Below are 16564 nucleotides of genomic sequence, written 5' to 3'. Positions count from 1 at the left end.
GGTGACCACTGGATTCGATCTGTACCCCGACCGGAACGTCGTCGCCCTGCGCGTCGACGGCGAACTCAAGGACCTCGCCACCGAGGTCACCGAGACGCAGACCACCGAGCCGGTCACGATCGACAGCGCCGACGGCCTGAACATCCTGCGCCACTCCACGGCGCACGTGCTCGCACAGGCCGTGCAGCGGCTGCATCCGGCATCGAACCTCGGCATCGGGCCGTTCATCACCGATGGCTTCTACTACGACTTCGGTGTGGAGAACCCGTTCACCCCTGAGGATCTGAAGGCCATCTCGAAGGAGATGCAGCGCATCGTCCGCGAGGGCCAGCGCTTCACGCGTCGTGTCGTCTCGGCCGACGAGGCGAGGCAGGAGCTCGCGAACGAGCCGTTCAAGCTCGAGCTCATCGATCTCGCCGGCGGGCCGGGCTCTGGCGCGGATGCCGCCGAAGGAGCCTCCGTCGAGGTCGGCGCCGGCGAGCTGACGATCTACGACAACGTCACCCGCGACGGCGAGGTCGCCTGGAAGGACCTCTGCCGCGGACCGCACGTGCCTTCGACGCGCATGGTCGGCAACGGCTGGGACCTCACCCGCGTCGCTGCGGCGTATTGGCGCGGCAGCGAGAAGAACCCGCAGCTGCAGCGCATCTACGGCACCGCATGGCCGACGAAGGACGAGCTGCGCGCCTACCAGGAACGCCTCGCCGAGGCGGAGCGCCGCGACCACCGCAAGCTCGGAGCGGAGATGGATCTGTTCTCCTTCCCCGACGAGATCGGGTCAGGGCTCGCGGTCTTCCACCCCAAGGGCGGCATCATCCGCTACGAGATCGAGGAGAACCTGCGCAAGCACCTCCTGCGCAACGGCTACGAGCTCGTCAACAGCCCGCACATCACGAAGAAGGACCTCTTCGCGACCTCCGGCCACCTGCAGACGTACGCCGACGGCATGTTCCCCCCGATGCATCTCGACGAGATCGTCGACGACGAGGGCAATGTCACCCGCCAGGGCCAGGACTATTACCTGAAGCCCATGAACTGCCCGTTCCACAACCTCATCTACCGCTCGCGCGGACGCTCGTACCGCGAGCTTCCGCTGCGCCTGGCCGAGTTCGGCACGGTCTACCGATACGAGAAGAGCGGGACGCTCTCCGGGCTCACCCGTGTTCGCGGCCTGACCCAGGACGACGCCCACATCTACGTCGCCCAGGACCAGGTCAAGGAGGAGCTGACCACCAACCTCAACCTCGTGCTGGACCTCCTCCGCGACTACGGCCTGAACGATTTCTACCTGGAGCTGTCCACGAACGAGGAGGGGAATCCGAAGTTCCTCGGCGAGCCGGAGCAGTGGTCCACGGCGATCGACACGCTGCGCGAGGTGGCGGTCGCCTCCGGTCTGGAACTCGTCGCCGATCCAGGCGGGGCGGCGTTCTACGGCCCGAAGATCTCGGTGCAGGCGCGGGACGCGATCGGTCGCACCTGGCAGATGTCGACGATCCAGCTGGACTTCAACCAGCCGGACCGCTTCGAGTTGGAGTACACCGGCTCCGACGGCCAGAAGCATCGTCCGGTGATGATCCATCGCGCCCTGCTCGGCTCCGTCGAGCGCTTCTTCGCGATCCTCCTCGAGCACTACGCGGGCGATTTCCCGCTCTGGCTGGCACCGTCGCAGGTCGTGGCCGTGCCCGTCGCCGAGCAATACGCGGACTACCTCGGAGACGTCGTGGCGCAGCTGCGCGCCGAGGGCGTGCGTGCCGAGGTCGATCACTCCGACGATCGCATGCAGAAGAAGATCCGCAACCACACCACCGCTAAGGTGCCGCTCATCCTCATCGCGGGGGAGCAGGACAAGGAAGCAGGCACCGTGTCCTTCCGGTTCCGTGACGGCACGCAGGAGAACGGCGTGCCCGTCGCCGACGCGATCGCCCGCATCCGCGCCGCCGTCGCATCGCACGCGCTCGTGCTGAAGGCGGGGGATCTGGCGTGACCCAAGGCCCCGCGGCACCCGAGGGCGTCAGCCCTGAGGATGCCGCGCACCTCGCCGGCGTGCCCGACGAGTTCCAGAGGCTGTGGACCCCGCACCGGATGGCCTACATCCAGGCGGGTCCTGAACCGCTGCGCGAGGAGTGCCCGTTCTGCGAGGCGCCGAAGCATCCGGATGCCGATCGGCTGATCGTCGCCCGAGGCGAGACGGCGTACGTGCTGTTGAACCTCTTCCCGTACAACTCGGGTCATCTGCTCGTCTGCCCGTACCGCCATATCGCGACGTACGACCAGGCGACGCCGGAGGAGGTCGCCGAGATCGGCGCGCTCACGCAGATCGGCATGCGAGTGCTTCGCAGCGTCTCGAACTGCGATGGATTCAACCTGGGCATGAATCAGGGCGCCGTCGCCGGCGCGGGCGTCGATGCGCATCTGCATCAGCACATCGTGCCGCGCTGGTCGTCCGATGCGAACTTCTTCCCGATCATCGCCAAGACGAAGGCCTTGCCGCAGCTTCTCGGCGAGGTGCGGGAGGCCGTGGCGGGCGCGTGGCCCCCGCGCACGGATTCGTAGCAAGGAGTCGGTCGGCGGGACTCCGGTCGAAGCGATCGCGGCGACGGTGCAGGGACCATCGCCGCGACCACTCTCGCGGGCGCGGACTCTGTTTGACCAAGGACCCCGAGCGTCCGCCGTTCAGCGCACCTGTCGCGCGGTGAACTGCAGCTGCGGGTGGGCGTAGGACTCCTGCGCCTCGATGAGCTGCAGCTCGCGCTCCCCGGAATCCAGCGTCAGCTTCAGCAGGTCGAAGACGCTCGATGCCGTGCGCTCCAGCGCCGTCGCCGCGCTGCCGGTCTCGACGTAGTGCGCCGTGAACAGCGCGGCGGTGACGTCGCCCGAACCGTTCGCCTTCATCGGCAGGAACGGAGTCTGCACGATCCACGCGCCCTTGTCGTCGACGGCGAGCATCTCGATCGTGCCCTCCTCGCGGTCGGGGCGCTCGACGCTCGTGACGAGGACCGTGTTCGGTCCCATCGCCCGAGCGGCGTCCACCGAGGCGAGCGTCGACTCGAGGCTGTCCGGCTCCGTACCGGTGAGGAAACCGAGTTCGAACTGGTTCGGCGTGATGATGTCGGCGACCGGGACGACCTTCTCCCTCAGCAGCTCGGGAATGGCGGGAGCGACGAAGCATCCGCTCTTCGCGTTGCCCATGACGGGGTCGCACGCGTAGAGCGCGTCGGGGTTCGCAGCCTTCACCCGTGCCACGGCGTCGATGATCACGTCGCCGATGCCCTCGCCGCCCTGGTATCCGGACAGCACGGCGTCGACCCGGGCGAAAGCACCGCGCTCCTCGATGCCGGTGATGACCTCGCGGACGTCGTCTGGGGAGATCAGCGGACCGCGCCAGGCGCCGTATCCAGTGTGGTTCGAGAAGTTCACCGTATAGACGGGCAGCACGTCCACGCCGATGCGCTGCAGGGGGAAGACGGCCGCGGAGTTGCCGACGTGACCGTAGGCGACGGCGGACTGGATCGACAGGATCTTCATGGGTGCTCTCTTCGTTCGGGAGATTCGGGCGGGTCAGGGGCGTGTGGCGGCGACGAGGTCGGCGATCAACGCATCGCCTTCGTCGTCGCTGAGATCGTGGACGGTCAGGCGCAGGTGCCTTGACGGTTCGGTGTTCTCGGCGAGCTGGAAGGCGTCGCCGGTTCGCACGAGCCAGCCGCGCCGCATCAGACGCTCCGAGACGGTGGAGGCGGGAAGCGGCAACCGCACCCACAGGTTCATGCCGTCGCCCTGGGTCGCGACGAGGCCATGCTCGCGCAGCCTGTCGGCGAAGGCGCCGTTGCGCCGGGCGTAGTGCGCTCCGGCCGCGGCGATGCGTTCCTGCGATACGGGATCGGTCACGAGACCGAGCACGAGACGCTGGAGCAGATGGCTCACCCAGGTCGTCCCTGGACTCAGGCGCTGGGCGAGCCGATCGGCGGTCGTCGGGTCCGTGGCGGCGACCGCGAGGCACATGTCGGGTCCGAGGAACTTCGACACCGAGCGGATGAGCGCGAAGCGGCGATGCTCCGGCGTGATGAGCGACTCGTACGGGTGGGGGGACAGCATCGAGAAGTGGTCGTCCTCGATGATCAGGACGTACGGGTGATCCGCGAGCAGCGCACGCAGCGCCGACGCTCTCTCCGGTGTGAGGCGCGCCCCGGTCGGGTTCTGCGCGCGAGGCGTGCAGATGATCGCGCGAACACCCGCCTCCAGCGCGGCACGCAGACCGTCGACCGTCATCCCCTCGGCGTCCACGGGCACCGGTACGGCGCGATAGCCGCCGAGGCGGACGGTGTGGATGCTCGCGAGGAAGCACGGGTCCTCGAGCGCGACCGCATCGTCGCGGGTGAGCGCCTGGGCGAGCAGTCGCTCGACGGCATCCACGGCGCCGCTCGTGATCGTGATCCGGAAACCCGGATACCCGAGGTCGGGCTCCATCCATTCGCGAGCCCACGTCTCGAGCGCGGGGTCGATGACGGGCTCACCGTAGAGGATGGGACGGCCGGCGACGGTGGTGAGGACGGCGGACGGGTCGGGGATGAGCGCCGGATCGGGGTTGCCGGTGCCCACATCGCGCAGCACGGTGTGTGGGTCGTAGCCGTCCTGCGGGGTCTGCGCCTGACCGCTGACGATCGTGCCCGCCCGACCGCGCGTGACGACGAGCCCCGCCTGGGCGAGCAGCCGGTAGGCCGCCACCGCCGTGTTGCGGTTCACACCGAGGTGCGCGGCCAGCTCGCGCACCGGCGGGAGCGCCTCGCCGGGGCTCAGGACCCCGCGGTCGTGGAGCCCGCGCACGCTGTCCGCGATCTCGGCGGCGGTGGTGCCGGTGATCTCGGTCGTGTCACTCATCGTCATCGAGTCTAGTTCGTTCTGCGACAGTGCTATGTTTTGGCATAGATCAATCATCGCAATGACCTGTTGGAGGATCCCGATGCCTGATTCCACCGTCGTCACCGGGACGGGTCGCGTCAAGCGCGGCCTGGCCGAGATGCTGAAGGGCGGCGTCATCATGGACGTCGTCACCGCCGAGCAGGCGAAGATCGCGGAGGACGCGGGCGCGGTGGCCGTCATGGCCCTCGAGCGGGTTCCCGCGGACATCCGCGCGCAGGGCGGCGTCTCGCGGATGAGCGACCCGGACATGATCGACAGCATCATCGAGGCGGTCTCGATCCCGGTGATGGCGAAGGCACGCATCGGGCACTTCGTCGAGGCGCAGGTGCTGCAGGAGCTCGGCGTCGACTACATCGACGAGTCGGAGGTGCTCTCGCCGGCCGACTACGTGAACCACATCGACAAGTTCGGGTTCTCCGTGCCGTTCGTGTGCGGCGCGACGAACCTCGGTGAGGCGCTTCGCCGGATCAACGAGGGCGCGGCCATGATCCGCTCGAAGGGCGAAGCAGGCACCGGCGACGTCTCGGAGGCGATGAAGCACATCCGCAAGATCAGGGGCGAGATCGCCGCGCTGACGGCTCTGCCCAAGGACGAGCTGTTCGTTGCGGCGAAGGAGCTGCAGGCGCCGTACGAGCTCGTCGCCGAGATCGCAGAGACGGGCAAGCTGCCCGTCGTGCTCTTCGTCGCGGGCGGCGTCGCGACACCGGCGGATGCCGCCATGATGATGCAGCTCGGCGCGGACGGCGTGTTCGTCGGATCCGGCATCTTCAAGTCCGGAAACCCGGCGGAGCGCGCCAAGGCGATCGTGAAGGCGACGACCTTCTACGACGACCCGAGCGTGATCGCCGAGGTGTCCCGAGGCCTCGGCGAGGCCATGGTCGGCATCAATGTCTCGGACCTCCCCGCACCGCATCGTCTTGCCGAGCGTGGCTGGTAGCAGCGGCTCGAGGTCGTCGGCGGCGCCGACCGTCGGCGTCCTCGCGCTGCAGGGTGACGTCCGCGAGCACGAGGCGGTACTGCGCGGTCTCGGGGCAGAGGTGGTCCGCATCAGGCGACCGGAGGAGCTGGCCCGCATCTCGGGGCTCGTGATCCCGGGCGGCGAATCGAGCGTCATCGACAAGCTGTCCAGATCGTTCGGGCTGCAGGAACCGATCCGCGCGGCGATCGCCGACGGGATGCCCGTCCTCGGCACCTGTGCGGGGCTCATCCTGCTCGCCGACACGGTGGTCGACGCGATCGACGGTCAGCAGTCGTTCGGCGGCCTCGACGTCGTCGTGCGCCGCAACGCCTTCGGGCGGCAGACGGAGTCCTTCGAGGCGGAGCTGGCGGTGACCGGCCTGGGCGCTGCGCCCGTGCATGCCGCGTTCATCCGGGGGCCGGTGATCGAGTCCGTCGGGCCGCGTGCGCAGGCGATAGCGACTCTCACCGACGGCCGGGTCGTGGCCGTCGCCCAGGGCGATCTGCTCGGGCTGAGCTTTCACCCCGAGATCACCGGCGAGACGCGCTTCCACGAGAGGCTGCTCGACAGCATCCGGTGATAGCGTGCCGGGATGCGGCACCCCATCGGATCCCTGTCCGTCAGCGCGAGCGGCGGCACGGCTGAACTCATCGGACGTCGAGGGGAGAGGTGGCGCAGCATCGCCGAGCGGGAACTGCCCCTCGATGAGGCCATCGCCCTGCTGACGCCAGAACCGGAAAGCGACGTCACCGAGGATCCTCACGAGGCGGCGGCTCTGCCGTCGACGGATGCCGATACGGTCCGTTTCGCCGCAGGTGAGGCGATCCTGTGGCGCTACGCGCGTCATGTCGAAGCGGTGCGCGTCGTGCGCGACGACGACCGCGGGCTCGTGATCTGGATCCCCTCCGGCTCGGCCAGGCTGGAGTCCGCTCCCGCGGACGGACGCCGCACCCGCGAGGTCGCCCTGGAGGAGCGCTTCAGCGTCCCCTGGGTGATGCGCGAGGCGACGTGGACGGGGCCGGGCGTCCTCCGGGTGGCCCCATCCGGCATGCCGTGGTCGGTCTGGTTCTTCCGCCGGAGCGACGGGACGCCGGACGGCGCATACGTCAACCTCGAGCTCCCGCACCGCCGCGTCGGGGGAGAGGCGGCCGGCATCTTCTCCAGGGACCTCGTCCTCGACATCTGGATCGACGCCGAGCATCGGGGTGCCGAAGACGTCTGGCTCAAGGACGCCGATGAACTCGATGCGGCCGTCCACCAGGGACGCTTCAGCGAGGAGCAGGCGGTGGCCGTACGGTCGTTGGCGGATCACGCCACCCGCGCGTTCATCGCGGATGCGGCGTGGCCGCTCGACGAGGGATGGGATCGCTGGACGCCGGATGCCGCCATGGACGTTCCTCTCGCGCTGCCGGACATGCCGTCCATCACGGCGGCACGCGGACGATCGGGCCGCACGAGCGGCGAGGGCTGAGCTCTCGCGGAGACGCCCGCCTCGGAGAACCCGCGCTTTTCGTTAGACTGGACGACGCCCTGGCTACGCCGCAGGGCGGATACGACGAGCGGAGACCTATGTCCGGGCATTCCAAGTGGGCCACCACGAAGCACAAGAAGGCCGCCATCGACGCCAAGCGCGCGAAGTCGTGGGCCAAGCTCATCAAGAACATCGAGGTCGCGGCGAAGCTCGGCGGCCCTGATCAGGCGGGCAACCCGACGCTGTTCGACGCGGTGCTGAAAGCGAAGAAGACCTCCGTCCCCAAGGACAACATCGACCGCGCGATCAAGCGCGGAGCGGGCATCGGCGGCGAGGCCGTCGAGTACACCTCGATCATGTACGAAGGCTACGGCCCCAACGGCGTCGCGCTGATGATCGAGTGTCTGACGGACAACAAGAACCGTGCTGCGGCCGAGGTCCGCACCGCGCTCAGCCGCAACGGCGGCACCCTCGCGGACCCTGGCAGCGTGGCGTACAACTTCAGCCGCAAGGGCGTCATCGTCGTGAGCGCCGAGGGCACCACCGAGGACGACGTCATGATGGCGGCGCTGGAGGCGGGTGCCGAGGAGATCGAGCCGCACGCCGAGGGCTTCGAAGTCATCACGGAGGCGACCGACCTCGTCGGCGTCCGCAGCGCGCTCGTGGATGCCGGGATCGAGTACGAGTCGGCCGACGTCGAGTTCGTCCCCAACCTCAAGGTCGAGATCGACGCCGACACGGCGCGCAAGGTGTTCCGCCTGATCGATGCGCTCGAGGACAGCGAGGACGTCCAGAACGTGTTCAGCAACTTCGACCTCACCGCCGAGGTGCAGGCCGAGCTCGAAGAAGACGAGTAAGGCGCGTCGGCGCGGTCGCGCCTGCCGTGCCGCTTAGCCTGGGGGAGTGACCTCCCCCCTGCGCGTCCTCGGCATCGACCCCGGTCTCACCCGCTGCGGTGTGGGCATCGTCGATGTCGACCGCTCGCGTCGCGCGAAGCTGGTGCACGTCGGCGTGGTCCGCACGCCCGTGGATGCCCCGGTCGGGGAGCGCCTGGCGCTCGTGGCCTCCGGCATCCGCGCCGTCATCCAGGAGCATGAGCCGGATGCCGTGGCCGTCGAGCGCGTCTTCGCGCAGCACAACAGCCACACGGTGATGGGAACGGCTCAGGCCTCTGGCGTGGCGCTGCTGCTCGCTGCCGAAGCCGGTCTTCCGGCGGCGACCCACACACCGAGCGAGGTCAAGGCGGCGGTGACCGGCTACGGTTCGGCGGACAAGCGCCAGGTGCAGGCGATGATCGCGCGCATCCTCCGCCTCGACGCGCCTCCCCAGCCCGCCGACGCCGCCGATGCGCTGGCGATCGCGCTCTGTCACGCGTGGCGTCGGGGCGCCTCGGGGCCGGCTGCCGGTGCGGCGCTGACTCCGGCGCAACGGGCGTGGGCTGAGGCCGAGCGTGTCGCTCGAACATAACTACGACCTCGCGTCGTAGGGTGGAGCAATGATCTCCTCCCTGCACGGCACAGTGCTGCACGCCACCGCGGATCAGGTCGTCATCGACGTGGGCGGCGTGGGCTTCGCCGTCGCGGTTCCCGCCGATGTCGCGCACACCGCCAGGGAGGGCGAGCAGCTTCGCCTGCACACGAGCCTCATCGTCCGCGAGGACGCGCTCTCGCTCTTCGGTTTCGCCGAGCGGGACGAGCTGGAGATCTTCGGCTTGCTGCTGGGCGTCACGGGCGTCGGTCCGAAATCCGCGCTCGGTGTGCTGTCGCACCTCACCGTCGATCAGATCGCGGAGGCGGTGACGGGCGAGGACGACGCTCCGTTCCGTCGGGTGAGCGGGATCGGACCGAAGACCGCGAAACTGATCGTGCTCCAGCTCGCCGGGAAGGTTCATGCCTCGGCCGCGCCGATGACGCGGTCGTCGCAGGGCTCGGGAGACATCGCAGGTCAGGTCTCCGCCGCGCTGGTGGGCCTCGGTTGGTCGGAGAAGGTGGCATCCGAGGCGGCCGCGCAGACGATCGCCGAGGCGAGCGAGGCCGAGAAGGCATCCGTCCCCGCCTTGCTGCGACGGACCCTCGCGCTGCTTGGCCCCGCCCAGGGGAGCCAGCGTGGCTGAGGACCTCGATCCGACCGCACCGGCCGACGAGACCGAGCTCGCGATCGAAGGGGCGCTGCGTCCCGCCAGCCTCGGCGAGTTCGTCGGCCAGCCGAAGGTGCGCGGACAGCTGCAGCTGCTGCTCGAAGCCGCGCGCATCCAGCAGCGTCCTGCGGACCACATCCTGCTCGCAGGTCCTCCCGGTCTCGGCAAGACGACGCTGGCGATGATCGTCGCGCACGAGAGCGAGCGCCCTCTGCGTCTCTCCAGCGGACCGGCCATCCAGCACGCCGGCGATCTCGCCGCGCTGCTGTCCAGCCTCGTCCCCGGCGAGGTGCTCTTCATCGATGAGATCCACCGGATGGCGCGCTCCGCCGAGGAGATGCTCTATCTCGCGATGGAGGACTTCCGCATCGACATCATGGTGGGCAAGGGCGCCGGCGCCACGAGCATCCCGCTCGATCTCGCACCGTTCACCCTCGTCGGTGCGACCACCCGTGCGGGACTCCTCCCGAACCCCCTGCGCGATCGCTTCGGATTCACCGGCCACCTCGAGTTCTACGACGACGGCGATCTCGAGCAGGTCATCGCCCGCTCGGCGCTCGTCCTCGGCGTCCAGCTCCCGACAGACGCACGTGCCGAGATCGCACGACGCTCGCGCGGCACGCCTCGCATCGCCAACCGCCTGCTGCGCCGCGTTCGCGACTACGCGCTCGTGCACGGTGCGAGGGACGCCGCCTCGGTCGCGGACGTGCGTGCCGCTCTCGAGCTCTACGACGTCGATCCCATCGGTCTCGACCGCCTCGACCGGGCTGTGCTGGACACCCTCGTACGGCGATTCCGCGGCGGTCCGGTGGGGCTCAGCACCCTCGCCGTCGCCGTAGGCGAGGAGGCGGAGACGGTGGAGAGCGTCGTCGAGCCTTACCTCGTTCGCATCGGGTTCCTGGGCAGGACGCCTCGCGGCAGGGTCGCGACCCCCGAGGCATACGCGCACCTCGGCGTCGCGCACCCCGAGGGGGCCGCATTGTTCGATGACCTATAATCACTGAAGACTTCCCCCGAACCCTCTTTGCGCGCTGCGATGCGTGCCCCGGAAAGGCTCCTTCATGGAAATTCTGCTCTTCGGCCTCCTTGCGGTCCTGCTCGTGTTCATGTTCATCAACACCCGCAAGCGCAACAAGCAGCTCGCCGCGGAGCGTGAGGAGAAGGCCGCCAAGACCATCCCGGGTGCGAAGGTGCTGCTCCAGGGCGGCCTGTACGGCACGGTCGTGTCGTTCGACCCCGAAGACCTCGACAAGCCCGCCCAGATCGAGCTGGCCCCCGGCGCCGTCGTCGAGGTGCACAGCCAGGCCATCCTGCGCGTCGTCGAGCCCGAGGTCGAGGCCGCTGAGGCCGAGACCGACGCGGACGACGAGGTCGAGGCCGCCGCCGAGGACGCCTCCTTCGTCGCCGTCGAGACGCCGGAGGAGACGCGCGCCCGTCTCGAGCGCGACGCCGACGACAAGTAAGCTTCTTCACGCTCCACCGCCTGCCGGCCTCCTAGAAAGCGCGACACACGTGGCTTCATCCACTCCGACCCGCCACGCCTGGCGGGTCCTCCTCGGCCTGCTCCTGGTGACGGCCGCCCTCTTCGGCATCAACGCGCTGGGCGTGTACGGCTTCCAGAAGAGCTCCTGGACGCCAGAGCTCGCGCTCGACCTCCAGGGCGGCACCCAGATCATCCTCAGCGCGCAGACCGAGGACGGAGCCGACCCCACGGCCGAACAGCTCGATCAGGCCGCCGCGATCATCCGCCAGCGCGTGGACGCCTCCGGCGTCGCCGAGGCGGACATCACGACCGAGGGCGGTCGCAACATCGTCGTGCAGATCCCCGGTGCTGCCGATCAGGCGACCCGCGACCGCATCCAGGCGAGCGCTCAGCTCGAGCTGCGTTCGGTGATCGCCGCGACCGAGGCGGCGACGAGCTTCGTCGGCGAGGACGGCAACGCGACGCCGTATCCCGCCCCGGCCGAGACCGCGAACGCTGTTCCGACTCCTGAGCCGACCGACGGCAGCGACCTCGCGTGGATCACTGAGAAGCTCCAGGCAGAGTTCCTCGCGTTCGACTGTGCGGACCCCGCCACGGACCCGGCCAACGCGCCGTCCGATCAGCCGCTCATCGCCTGCGACCCGACGAACACGGTGAAGTACCTGCTCGGCCCGGTCGAGCTGACCGGCGACTCGATCGACGATGCGACCAGCGGTCGCGACCAGCAGAACGGCGCCTGGGTCGTCAACCTCGACTTCAACGACGAGGGCACCGAGATCTTCGGCAAGGTCAGCCAGCGGCTCTACCAGAACCAGCTCTCCGGCCTCAGCCCGCGCGATCAGTTCGCCTTCGTGCTCGACGGCTCTGTCATCTCCGCACCGCAGATGAACGGCGTCATCACGAACGGGCAGCCCAGCATCTCGGGCAGCTTCACGCAGGAGACGGCGACGACGCTCGCAGACCAGCTGAAGTACGGCGCACTGCCGCTGAGCTTCACCGTGGAGAGCTCGGACACCATCTCCGCGACTCTCGGAACGCAGCAGCTGCAGATCGGTCTCATCGCCGGCCTCATCGGTCTGGCCCTCGTCGCGCTGTACTCGCTGTTCAGCTACCGTGCCCTCGGCTGGGTGATCATCGCCTCGATCGGGGTGATGGCGGTGCTGACGTACATCATCATCTGCATCCTCGCCTGGCGTCTCGGCTACCGTCTGTCGCTCGCCGGCGTTGCGGGTCTCATCGTGTCCATCGGCTTCACCGCGGACTCCTTCATCGTCTACTTCGAGCGCATCCGAGACGAGCTGCGCGACGGCAAGTCGATCACCGCGGCGGTCGAGGACGGCTGGGGTCGTGCGAAGCGCACGATCTACATCTCGAAGTCGATCAACATCCTCGCGGCCGTCGTGCTGTACATCCTCGCCGATGCCACGGTGAAGGGCTTCGCGTTCACCCTCGGGCTCACGACGATCATCGACGTGTTCATCTTCGTGATCTTCACGCACCCCGTCATGCAGCTGCTGGCGCGGACGAAGTTCTTCGGGGGAGGGCACCGGCTCTCCGGCCTCGACCCGGAGTCGCTCGGCGCCGTGTACCGCACGAGGGCCCAGTTCCGCGAGGTGGAGACCGTGAGCACCGGTCGCGCTGCGCGCAACACGAGAGCGAGGGCCGAGGCCGATCGGCGACAGACGATCGCCGAGCGCAAGAAGGCGGAGTCGCTGTCCGCACGAACGACGGACACCACGAACGGGAGCGACGACTGATGTTCTCCATGAACGAGTTCGGCAACAACCTCTACACCGGGAAGACCTCCTTCCCCTTCGTCGCACGCCGACGCCTGTGGTTCATCCTCGCCATCGCGCTGGTCGTCGGCTCTGCGCTCATCCTGTTCGTCAAGCCGCCGCAGTTCTCCATCGAATTCACCGGCGGATCGCAGTTCACCGTCGCTGCACCGAGCAGCACGGAGCAGTCCAAGGCGACGGATGCCGTGCGCTCCGTCGTGCCGGACGCGACGACCAAGGTCGTCACGGTCAACGGCTCGGACATCCGCGTGCAGACCGATCAGCTCGACGACGCCCAGACCCAGCAGGTCTCCGCGGCACTGGCCGAGGAGTTCGGCGTCTCGACCGAGGCGGTGACCTCGTCGTTCATCGGCCCTGCATGGGGTGAGAACGTCACGCGGCAGTCGCTCTGGGGCCTGGCGATCTTCCTCGCTCTGACCTTCCTCATCCTCGCGATCTACTTCCGCACCTGGAAGATGTCCGCGGCGGCCATCATCGGCCTCCTCGATGTGCTCGTGATCACGGTGGGCGTGTACTCCCTGGCCGGGTTCGAGATCTCGCCCGCCGCCGTGATCGGCTTCCTGACGATCCTCGCCTATTCGCTCTACGACACGACCGTCGTGTTCGACAAGATCCGTGAGAACACCGCGGAGGACGGCGAGAAGACCTCCCGCTTGTTCGGCGAGTCCGTGAACCTCGCCGTGAACCAGACGCTGGTGCGCTCGATCAACACGTCGATCGTCGCGGCGCTCCCGGTGGGAGCGATCCTCTTCATCGGCGCGTTCTGGCTGGGCGCTGAGACCCTCACGGACATCTCGCTGTCGATCTTCGTCGGCATCCTCGTCGCCACGTACTCCACGCTCTTCGTCGCCGCGCCCCTGTACTCGCTGTTCCGCGAGAAGGAGCCGCAGATCGCCGAGCGCGACGCGCGGATCCTGGAATCCAGGGAACGCACCGTCTCCGCGGCGTGACGGACGTCGCTCACGCGGGGCCGCCCTCCCCGCGTGAGCGTAGGATTGCAGAGCCCAGGAGGTAGCCGATGGCGGAGGCGAACACGCAGACGCAGGGGTCGAGTCTGAGACGACTCGTGCCCCGCATCTTCTCGCGCGCGCCTCGCGTCGACGACCTCGGCAACCTGACCAGGGCCGTCAGGGCCAACCATCCCAAGGGCGACCTCGCGATCATCGACCGCGCGTACGCGGTCGCCAAGGAGAAGCACGCCGGGCAGAAGCGCCAGAGCGGTGAGCCGTACATCACGCACCCGCTCGCCGTGGCCGAGATCCTCGCAGATCTGGGGCTCGGGCCGAGGGCGATCGCCGCGGCCCTCCTGCACGACACCGTGGAGGACACCGGCTACGCGCTCAGCGAGCTGACCGAGGAGTTCGGCGACGAGGTCGCCATGCTCGTGGACGGCGTCACGAAGCTCGACAAGGTCAAGTACGGCGAGAGCGCCCAGGCCGAGACGGTGCGCAAGATGATCGTGGCGATGTCCAAGGACATCCGCGTCCTCCTCATCAAACTCGCCGACCGGTTGCACAACGCGCGCACCTGGGGCTTCGTCCCGCCGGAGAAGGCGGCGAAGAAGGCCAAGGAGACGCTCGAGATCTACGCGCCGCTCGCGCACCGGCTCGGTATCCAGGCGATCAAGTCCGAGCTCGAGGATCTGTCCTTCGCGGTGCTGCATCCGAAGATCTACGCGGAGATCAACAGCCTCATCGCGCAGCGCACCCCGCAGCGCGAGAAGTACCTGCAGCAGGTCGTGGATGCGATCGACGAGGATCTGCGAGACCTGCGCATCCGCGGCAAGGTCGGCGGCCGCCCGAAGCAGCTCTACTCCGTCTACCAGAAGATGGTCGTGCGCGGCCGCGAGTTCGACGACATCTACGACCTCATCGGCATCCGTGTGCTCGTGGCGTCCGTGCGGGACTGCTACGCCGTGCTCGGCGCGATCCATGCACGGTGGACGCCGTTGCCGGGGCGGTTCAAGGACTACATCGCCACGCCGAAGTTCAACCTGTACCAGTCGCTGCACACCACGGTCATCGGCCCGAGCGGGCGGACGGTGGAGATCCAGATCCGCACGCACGAGATGCACCAGCAGGCGGAGTTCGGTGTCGCAGCGCACTGGATGTACAAGGAGCGCATGAACGGCGGCAAGGCCGAGATGCGCGCCTCCGACACCGACATGGCGTGGCTCGCGCACATCTCCGACTGGCAGGCCGAGACGGCCGACCCCGGCGAGTTCCTCGATTCGCTCCGGTTCGAGATCGGCGCGAAGGAGGTCTACGTCTTCACGCCGAAGGGACGCGTCATCGGGCTGCCGGCCGGTGCCACCCCGGTCGACTTCGCCTACGCCGTGCACACCGAGATCGGTCACCGCACGATGGGGGCCAAGGTCAACGGTCGGCTCGTGCCGCTCGAGTCCGTCCTCAACAGCGGTGATGTGGTCGAGGTCTTCACCTCGAAGAACCCGGATGCCGGCCCGAGCCAGGACTGGCTCGGCTTCGTCAAGAGCACCAGGGCACGCAACAAGATCCGCGGCTGGTTCACGAAGGAGCGCCGCGAGGAGGCCATCGAGCAGGGCAAGGAGGCCATCGCGAGAGCGATGCGCCGGCAGAACCTGCCCCTGCAGCGCCTCATGAGCCAGGAGTCGTTCTCCGAGCTCGCACGGCAGCTGCACTACGAGGATGTCGCCGGACTCTACGCCGCCGTCGGCGAGGGGCACATCTCCACGCAATCGGTGATCGAGAAAGTCACGGCGCTCGTCGCGGATGAGGATACGTCCACAGGCGCCATCGACATCCCCGTGATGCCCATGCGCGAGCCGCGCACGGGTGATTCGGGCATCCTCGTCCGCGGTGCCGCCGACATTCTGGTCAAACTGGCTAAGTGCTGCACGCCGGTACCGGGCGACCCGATCGTCGGCTTCGTCACCCGGGGCAGCGGTGTCTCTGTGCATCGCGCGGACTGCGTGAACGTCAAAGCCCTCGGCGAGGAGGAGCGCGACCGCTTCGTCGAGGTCGAATGGGCCCCGACGACGAAGAGCGTCTTCCGCGTCCAGATCCAGGTCGAGGCTCTCGACCGCTCCGGCCTGCTCTCCGATGTCACCCGCGTGCTCAGCGAGCATCACGTCAACATCCTCTCCGCGACGGTCACGACGACCGATGAGCGTCTCGCTCTCAGCCGGTTCGTCTTCGAGATGGGGGATGCGGTGCACCTCGATCGCGTTCTGAACGCCGTCCGCCGCATCGACGCCGTCTACGACGTGTACCGGGTCACCTCGTCGTAGGCGCGCTCCAACGCGGTCAGCGCGGCGCGCTTGCCCGGCATCCGGTGCCGGATGCTCAGGCGTTCCTGCGCCCAGAGCAGGAGCGTTGGCCCGATGGCGACGGCGAGGGCCGCGAGCCATGCGTGCGCGTCAGCGCCGCCCATGCCTCGCGCGAGGTCGATGGCCGTCTCGATCGGCGTGGTGACTCGGATGCCGCCCATGTCGACCAGCTCCGTTGCCTCGACCGCGGACTCGTGCACGTTCAACCGGATGCTGGAGGGTGCGCGCAGGCGGCGTGACACGGCGGGCCGCGCGTGGTGTCGCCCCGGCGGACGGTCACCCGCGCCGTGGATCCATGCCGCCGAGGGGCCCGCTGCGGCGAGCTCGGGCCTGAGCAGCCCCGCGATCGAGGCCGCCCTGGCGGGTGCCGTCTCCGGAAGATCTGCCGGGAGGTAGCCGTCGCCGACCTCGACGAGCAGCCCGTCGAGCCGGCAGGAGCCGAGTTCCGCCCCGGAGAGGGGTGAACCGGGGAGATAGACGAAGGCGCGTCTCATC

Annotated in this window: 16 protein-coding genes; 13 read left to right on the top strand and 3 right to left on the bottom strand. The window is 68.5% G+C overall.

Going from position 1 to position 16564, the window contains the following annotated elements:
- Position 1 precedes the first annotated feature (1 nt).
- Together thrS and ACWGJP_RS11720 are read left to right on the top strand one after the other, a co-directional pair.
- The gene (gene thrS / locus ACWGJP_RS11725; protein WP_452329967.1) at positions 2–1984 is read left to right on the top strand and encodes a threonine--tRNA ligase; all 1983 of its coding nucleotides are present in this window, start codon (positions 2–4) and stop codon (positions 1982–1984) included.
- The gene (locus ACWGJP_RS11720; RefSeq protein ID WP_452329966.1) at positions 1981–2553 is read left to right on the top strand and encodes an HIT family protein; all 573 of its coding nucleotides are present in this window, start codon (positions 1981–1983) and stop codon (positions 2551–2553) included. The genes thrS and ACWGJP_RS11720 overlap by 4 nt, the downstream gene beginning before the upstream one ends.
- A 120-nt stretch (positions 2554–2673) precedes the next feature.
- On the opposite strand, the gene pdxY is transcribed toward ACWGJP_RS11720, so the two are convergent.
- Positions 2674–3525, bottom strand: coding sequence for a pyridoxal kinase PdxY (gene pdxY, locus ACWGJP_RS11715; RefSeq protein ID WP_452329965.1), 852 nt, complete (start codon positions 3523–3525; stop codon positions 2674–2676).
- A gap of 33 nt (positions 3526–3558) precedes the next feature.
- The gene (locus ACWGJP_RS11710; RefSeq protein WP_452329964.1) at positions 3559–4875 is read right to left on the bottom strand and encodes an aminotransferase class I/II-fold pyridoxal phosphate-dependent enzyme; all 1317 of its coding nucleotides are present in this window, start codon (positions 4873–4875) and stop codon (positions 3559–3561) included.
- Positions 4876–4957: 82 nt separating this feature from the next.
- Here ACWGJP_RS11710 and pdxS point away from each other — a divergent pair, with 82 nt between their 5' ends.
- The 11 genes from pdxS (at position 4958) to ACWGJP_RS11655 (ending at position 16030) form a co-directional block, all read left to right on the top strand.
- Positions 4958–5854 (top strand): pyridoxal 5'-phosphate synthase lyase subunit PdxS, encoded by an 897-nt coding sequence (pdxS, locus tag ACWGJP_RS11705; RefSeq protein ID WP_452329963.1) that lies wholly within the window; start codon positions 4958–4960, stop codon positions 5852–5854.
- Positions 5844–6455 (top strand): pyridoxal 5'-phosphate synthase glutaminase subunit PdxT, encoded by a 612-nt coding sequence (pdxT, locus tag ACWGJP_RS11700; protein WP_452329962.1) that lies wholly within the window; start codon positions 5844–5846, stop codon positions 6453–6455. Before pdxS ends, pdxT begins: the two co-directional genes overlap by 11 nt.
- Positions 6456–6467: 12 nt before the next feature.
- On the top strand, positions 6468–7346 hold the full coding sequence (locus ACWGJP_RS11695; protein WP_452329961.1) for a DUF402 domain-containing protein: 879 nt from the start codon (positions 6468–6470) through the stop codon (positions 7344–7346).
- Positions 7347–7444: 98 nt separating this feature from the next.
- Positions 7445–8203 (top strand): YebC/PmpR family DNA-binding transcriptional regulator, encoded by a 759-nt coding sequence (locus ACWGJP_RS11690; protein WP_452329960.1) that lies wholly within the window; start codon positions 7445–7447, stop codon positions 8201–8203.
- Between the two features lie 46 nt (positions 8204–8249).
- Entirely contained in the window at positions 8250–8813 is a 564-nt protein-coding gene (gene ruvC, locus ACWGJP_RS11685) for a crossover junction endodeoxyribonuclease RuvC (RefSeq protein ID WP_452329959.1), read from the top strand.
- Positions 8814–8841: 28 nt separating this feature from the next.
- Positions 8842–9459 (top strand): Holliday junction branch migration protein RuvA, encoded by a 618-nt coding sequence (ruvA, locus tag ACWGJP_RS11680; RefSeq protein WP_452329958.1) that lies wholly within the window; start codon positions 8842–8844, stop codon positions 9457–9459.
- A complete protein-coding gene (gene ruvB / locus ACWGJP_RS11675) occupies positions 9452–10480 on the top strand; it encodes a Holliday junction branch migration DNA helicase RuvB (RefSeq protein ID WP_452329957.1) in 1029 nt (342 codons plus the stop codon). Before ruvA ends, ruvB begins: the two co-directional genes overlap by 8 nt.
- Positions 10481–10544: 64 nt before the next feature.
- Positions 10545–10946 (top strand): preprotein translocase subunit YajC, encoded by a 402-nt coding sequence (locus ACWGJP_RS11670; RefSeq protein WP_452329956.1) that lies wholly within the window; start codon positions 10545–10547, stop codon positions 10944–10946.
- 49 nt (positions 10947–10995) lie between these two features.
- Positions 10996–12723: a protein translocase subunit SecD gene (gene secD / locus ACWGJP_RS11665; protein ID WP_452329955.1), complete on the top strand. Its 1728-nt coding sequence runs from the start codon at positions 10996–10998 to the stop codon at positions 12721–12723.
- Complete coding sequence (secF, locus tag ACWGJP_RS11660) at positions 12723–13712, top strand: protein translocase subunit SecF (RefSeq protein WP_452329954.1); 990 nt, start codon at positions 12723–12725, stop codon at positions 13710–13712. Before secD ends, secF begins: the two co-directional genes overlap by 1 nt.
- 68 nt (positions 13713–13780) lie before the next feature.
- Positions 13781–16030, top strand: a complete 2250-nt coding sequence (locus ACWGJP_RS11655) for a RelA/SpoT family protein (protein ID WP_452329953.1) — start codon at positions 13781–13783, stop codon at positions 16028–16030.
- On the opposite strand, the gene ACWGJP_RS11650 is transcribed toward ACWGJP_RS11655, so the two are convergent.
- Positions 16000–16563 carry a type IV toxin-antitoxin system AbiEi family antitoxin gene (locus ACWGJP_RS11650; protein ID WP_452329952.1) on the bottom strand — a complete coding sequence of 188 codons (564 nt, stop codon included), beginning with the start codon at positions 16561–16563 and terminating at the stop codon, positions 16000–16002. The genes ACWGJP_RS11655 and ACWGJP_RS11650 overlap by 31 nt on opposite strands.
- Between the last annotated feature and the right edge of the window lies 1 nt (position 16564).

The organism is Microbacterium sp. NPDC055903 (assembly GCF_053615555.1).
Note: the sequence above shows the minus strand (reverse complement) of the source record. Positions and strands in the feature narration are given on the sequence as shown.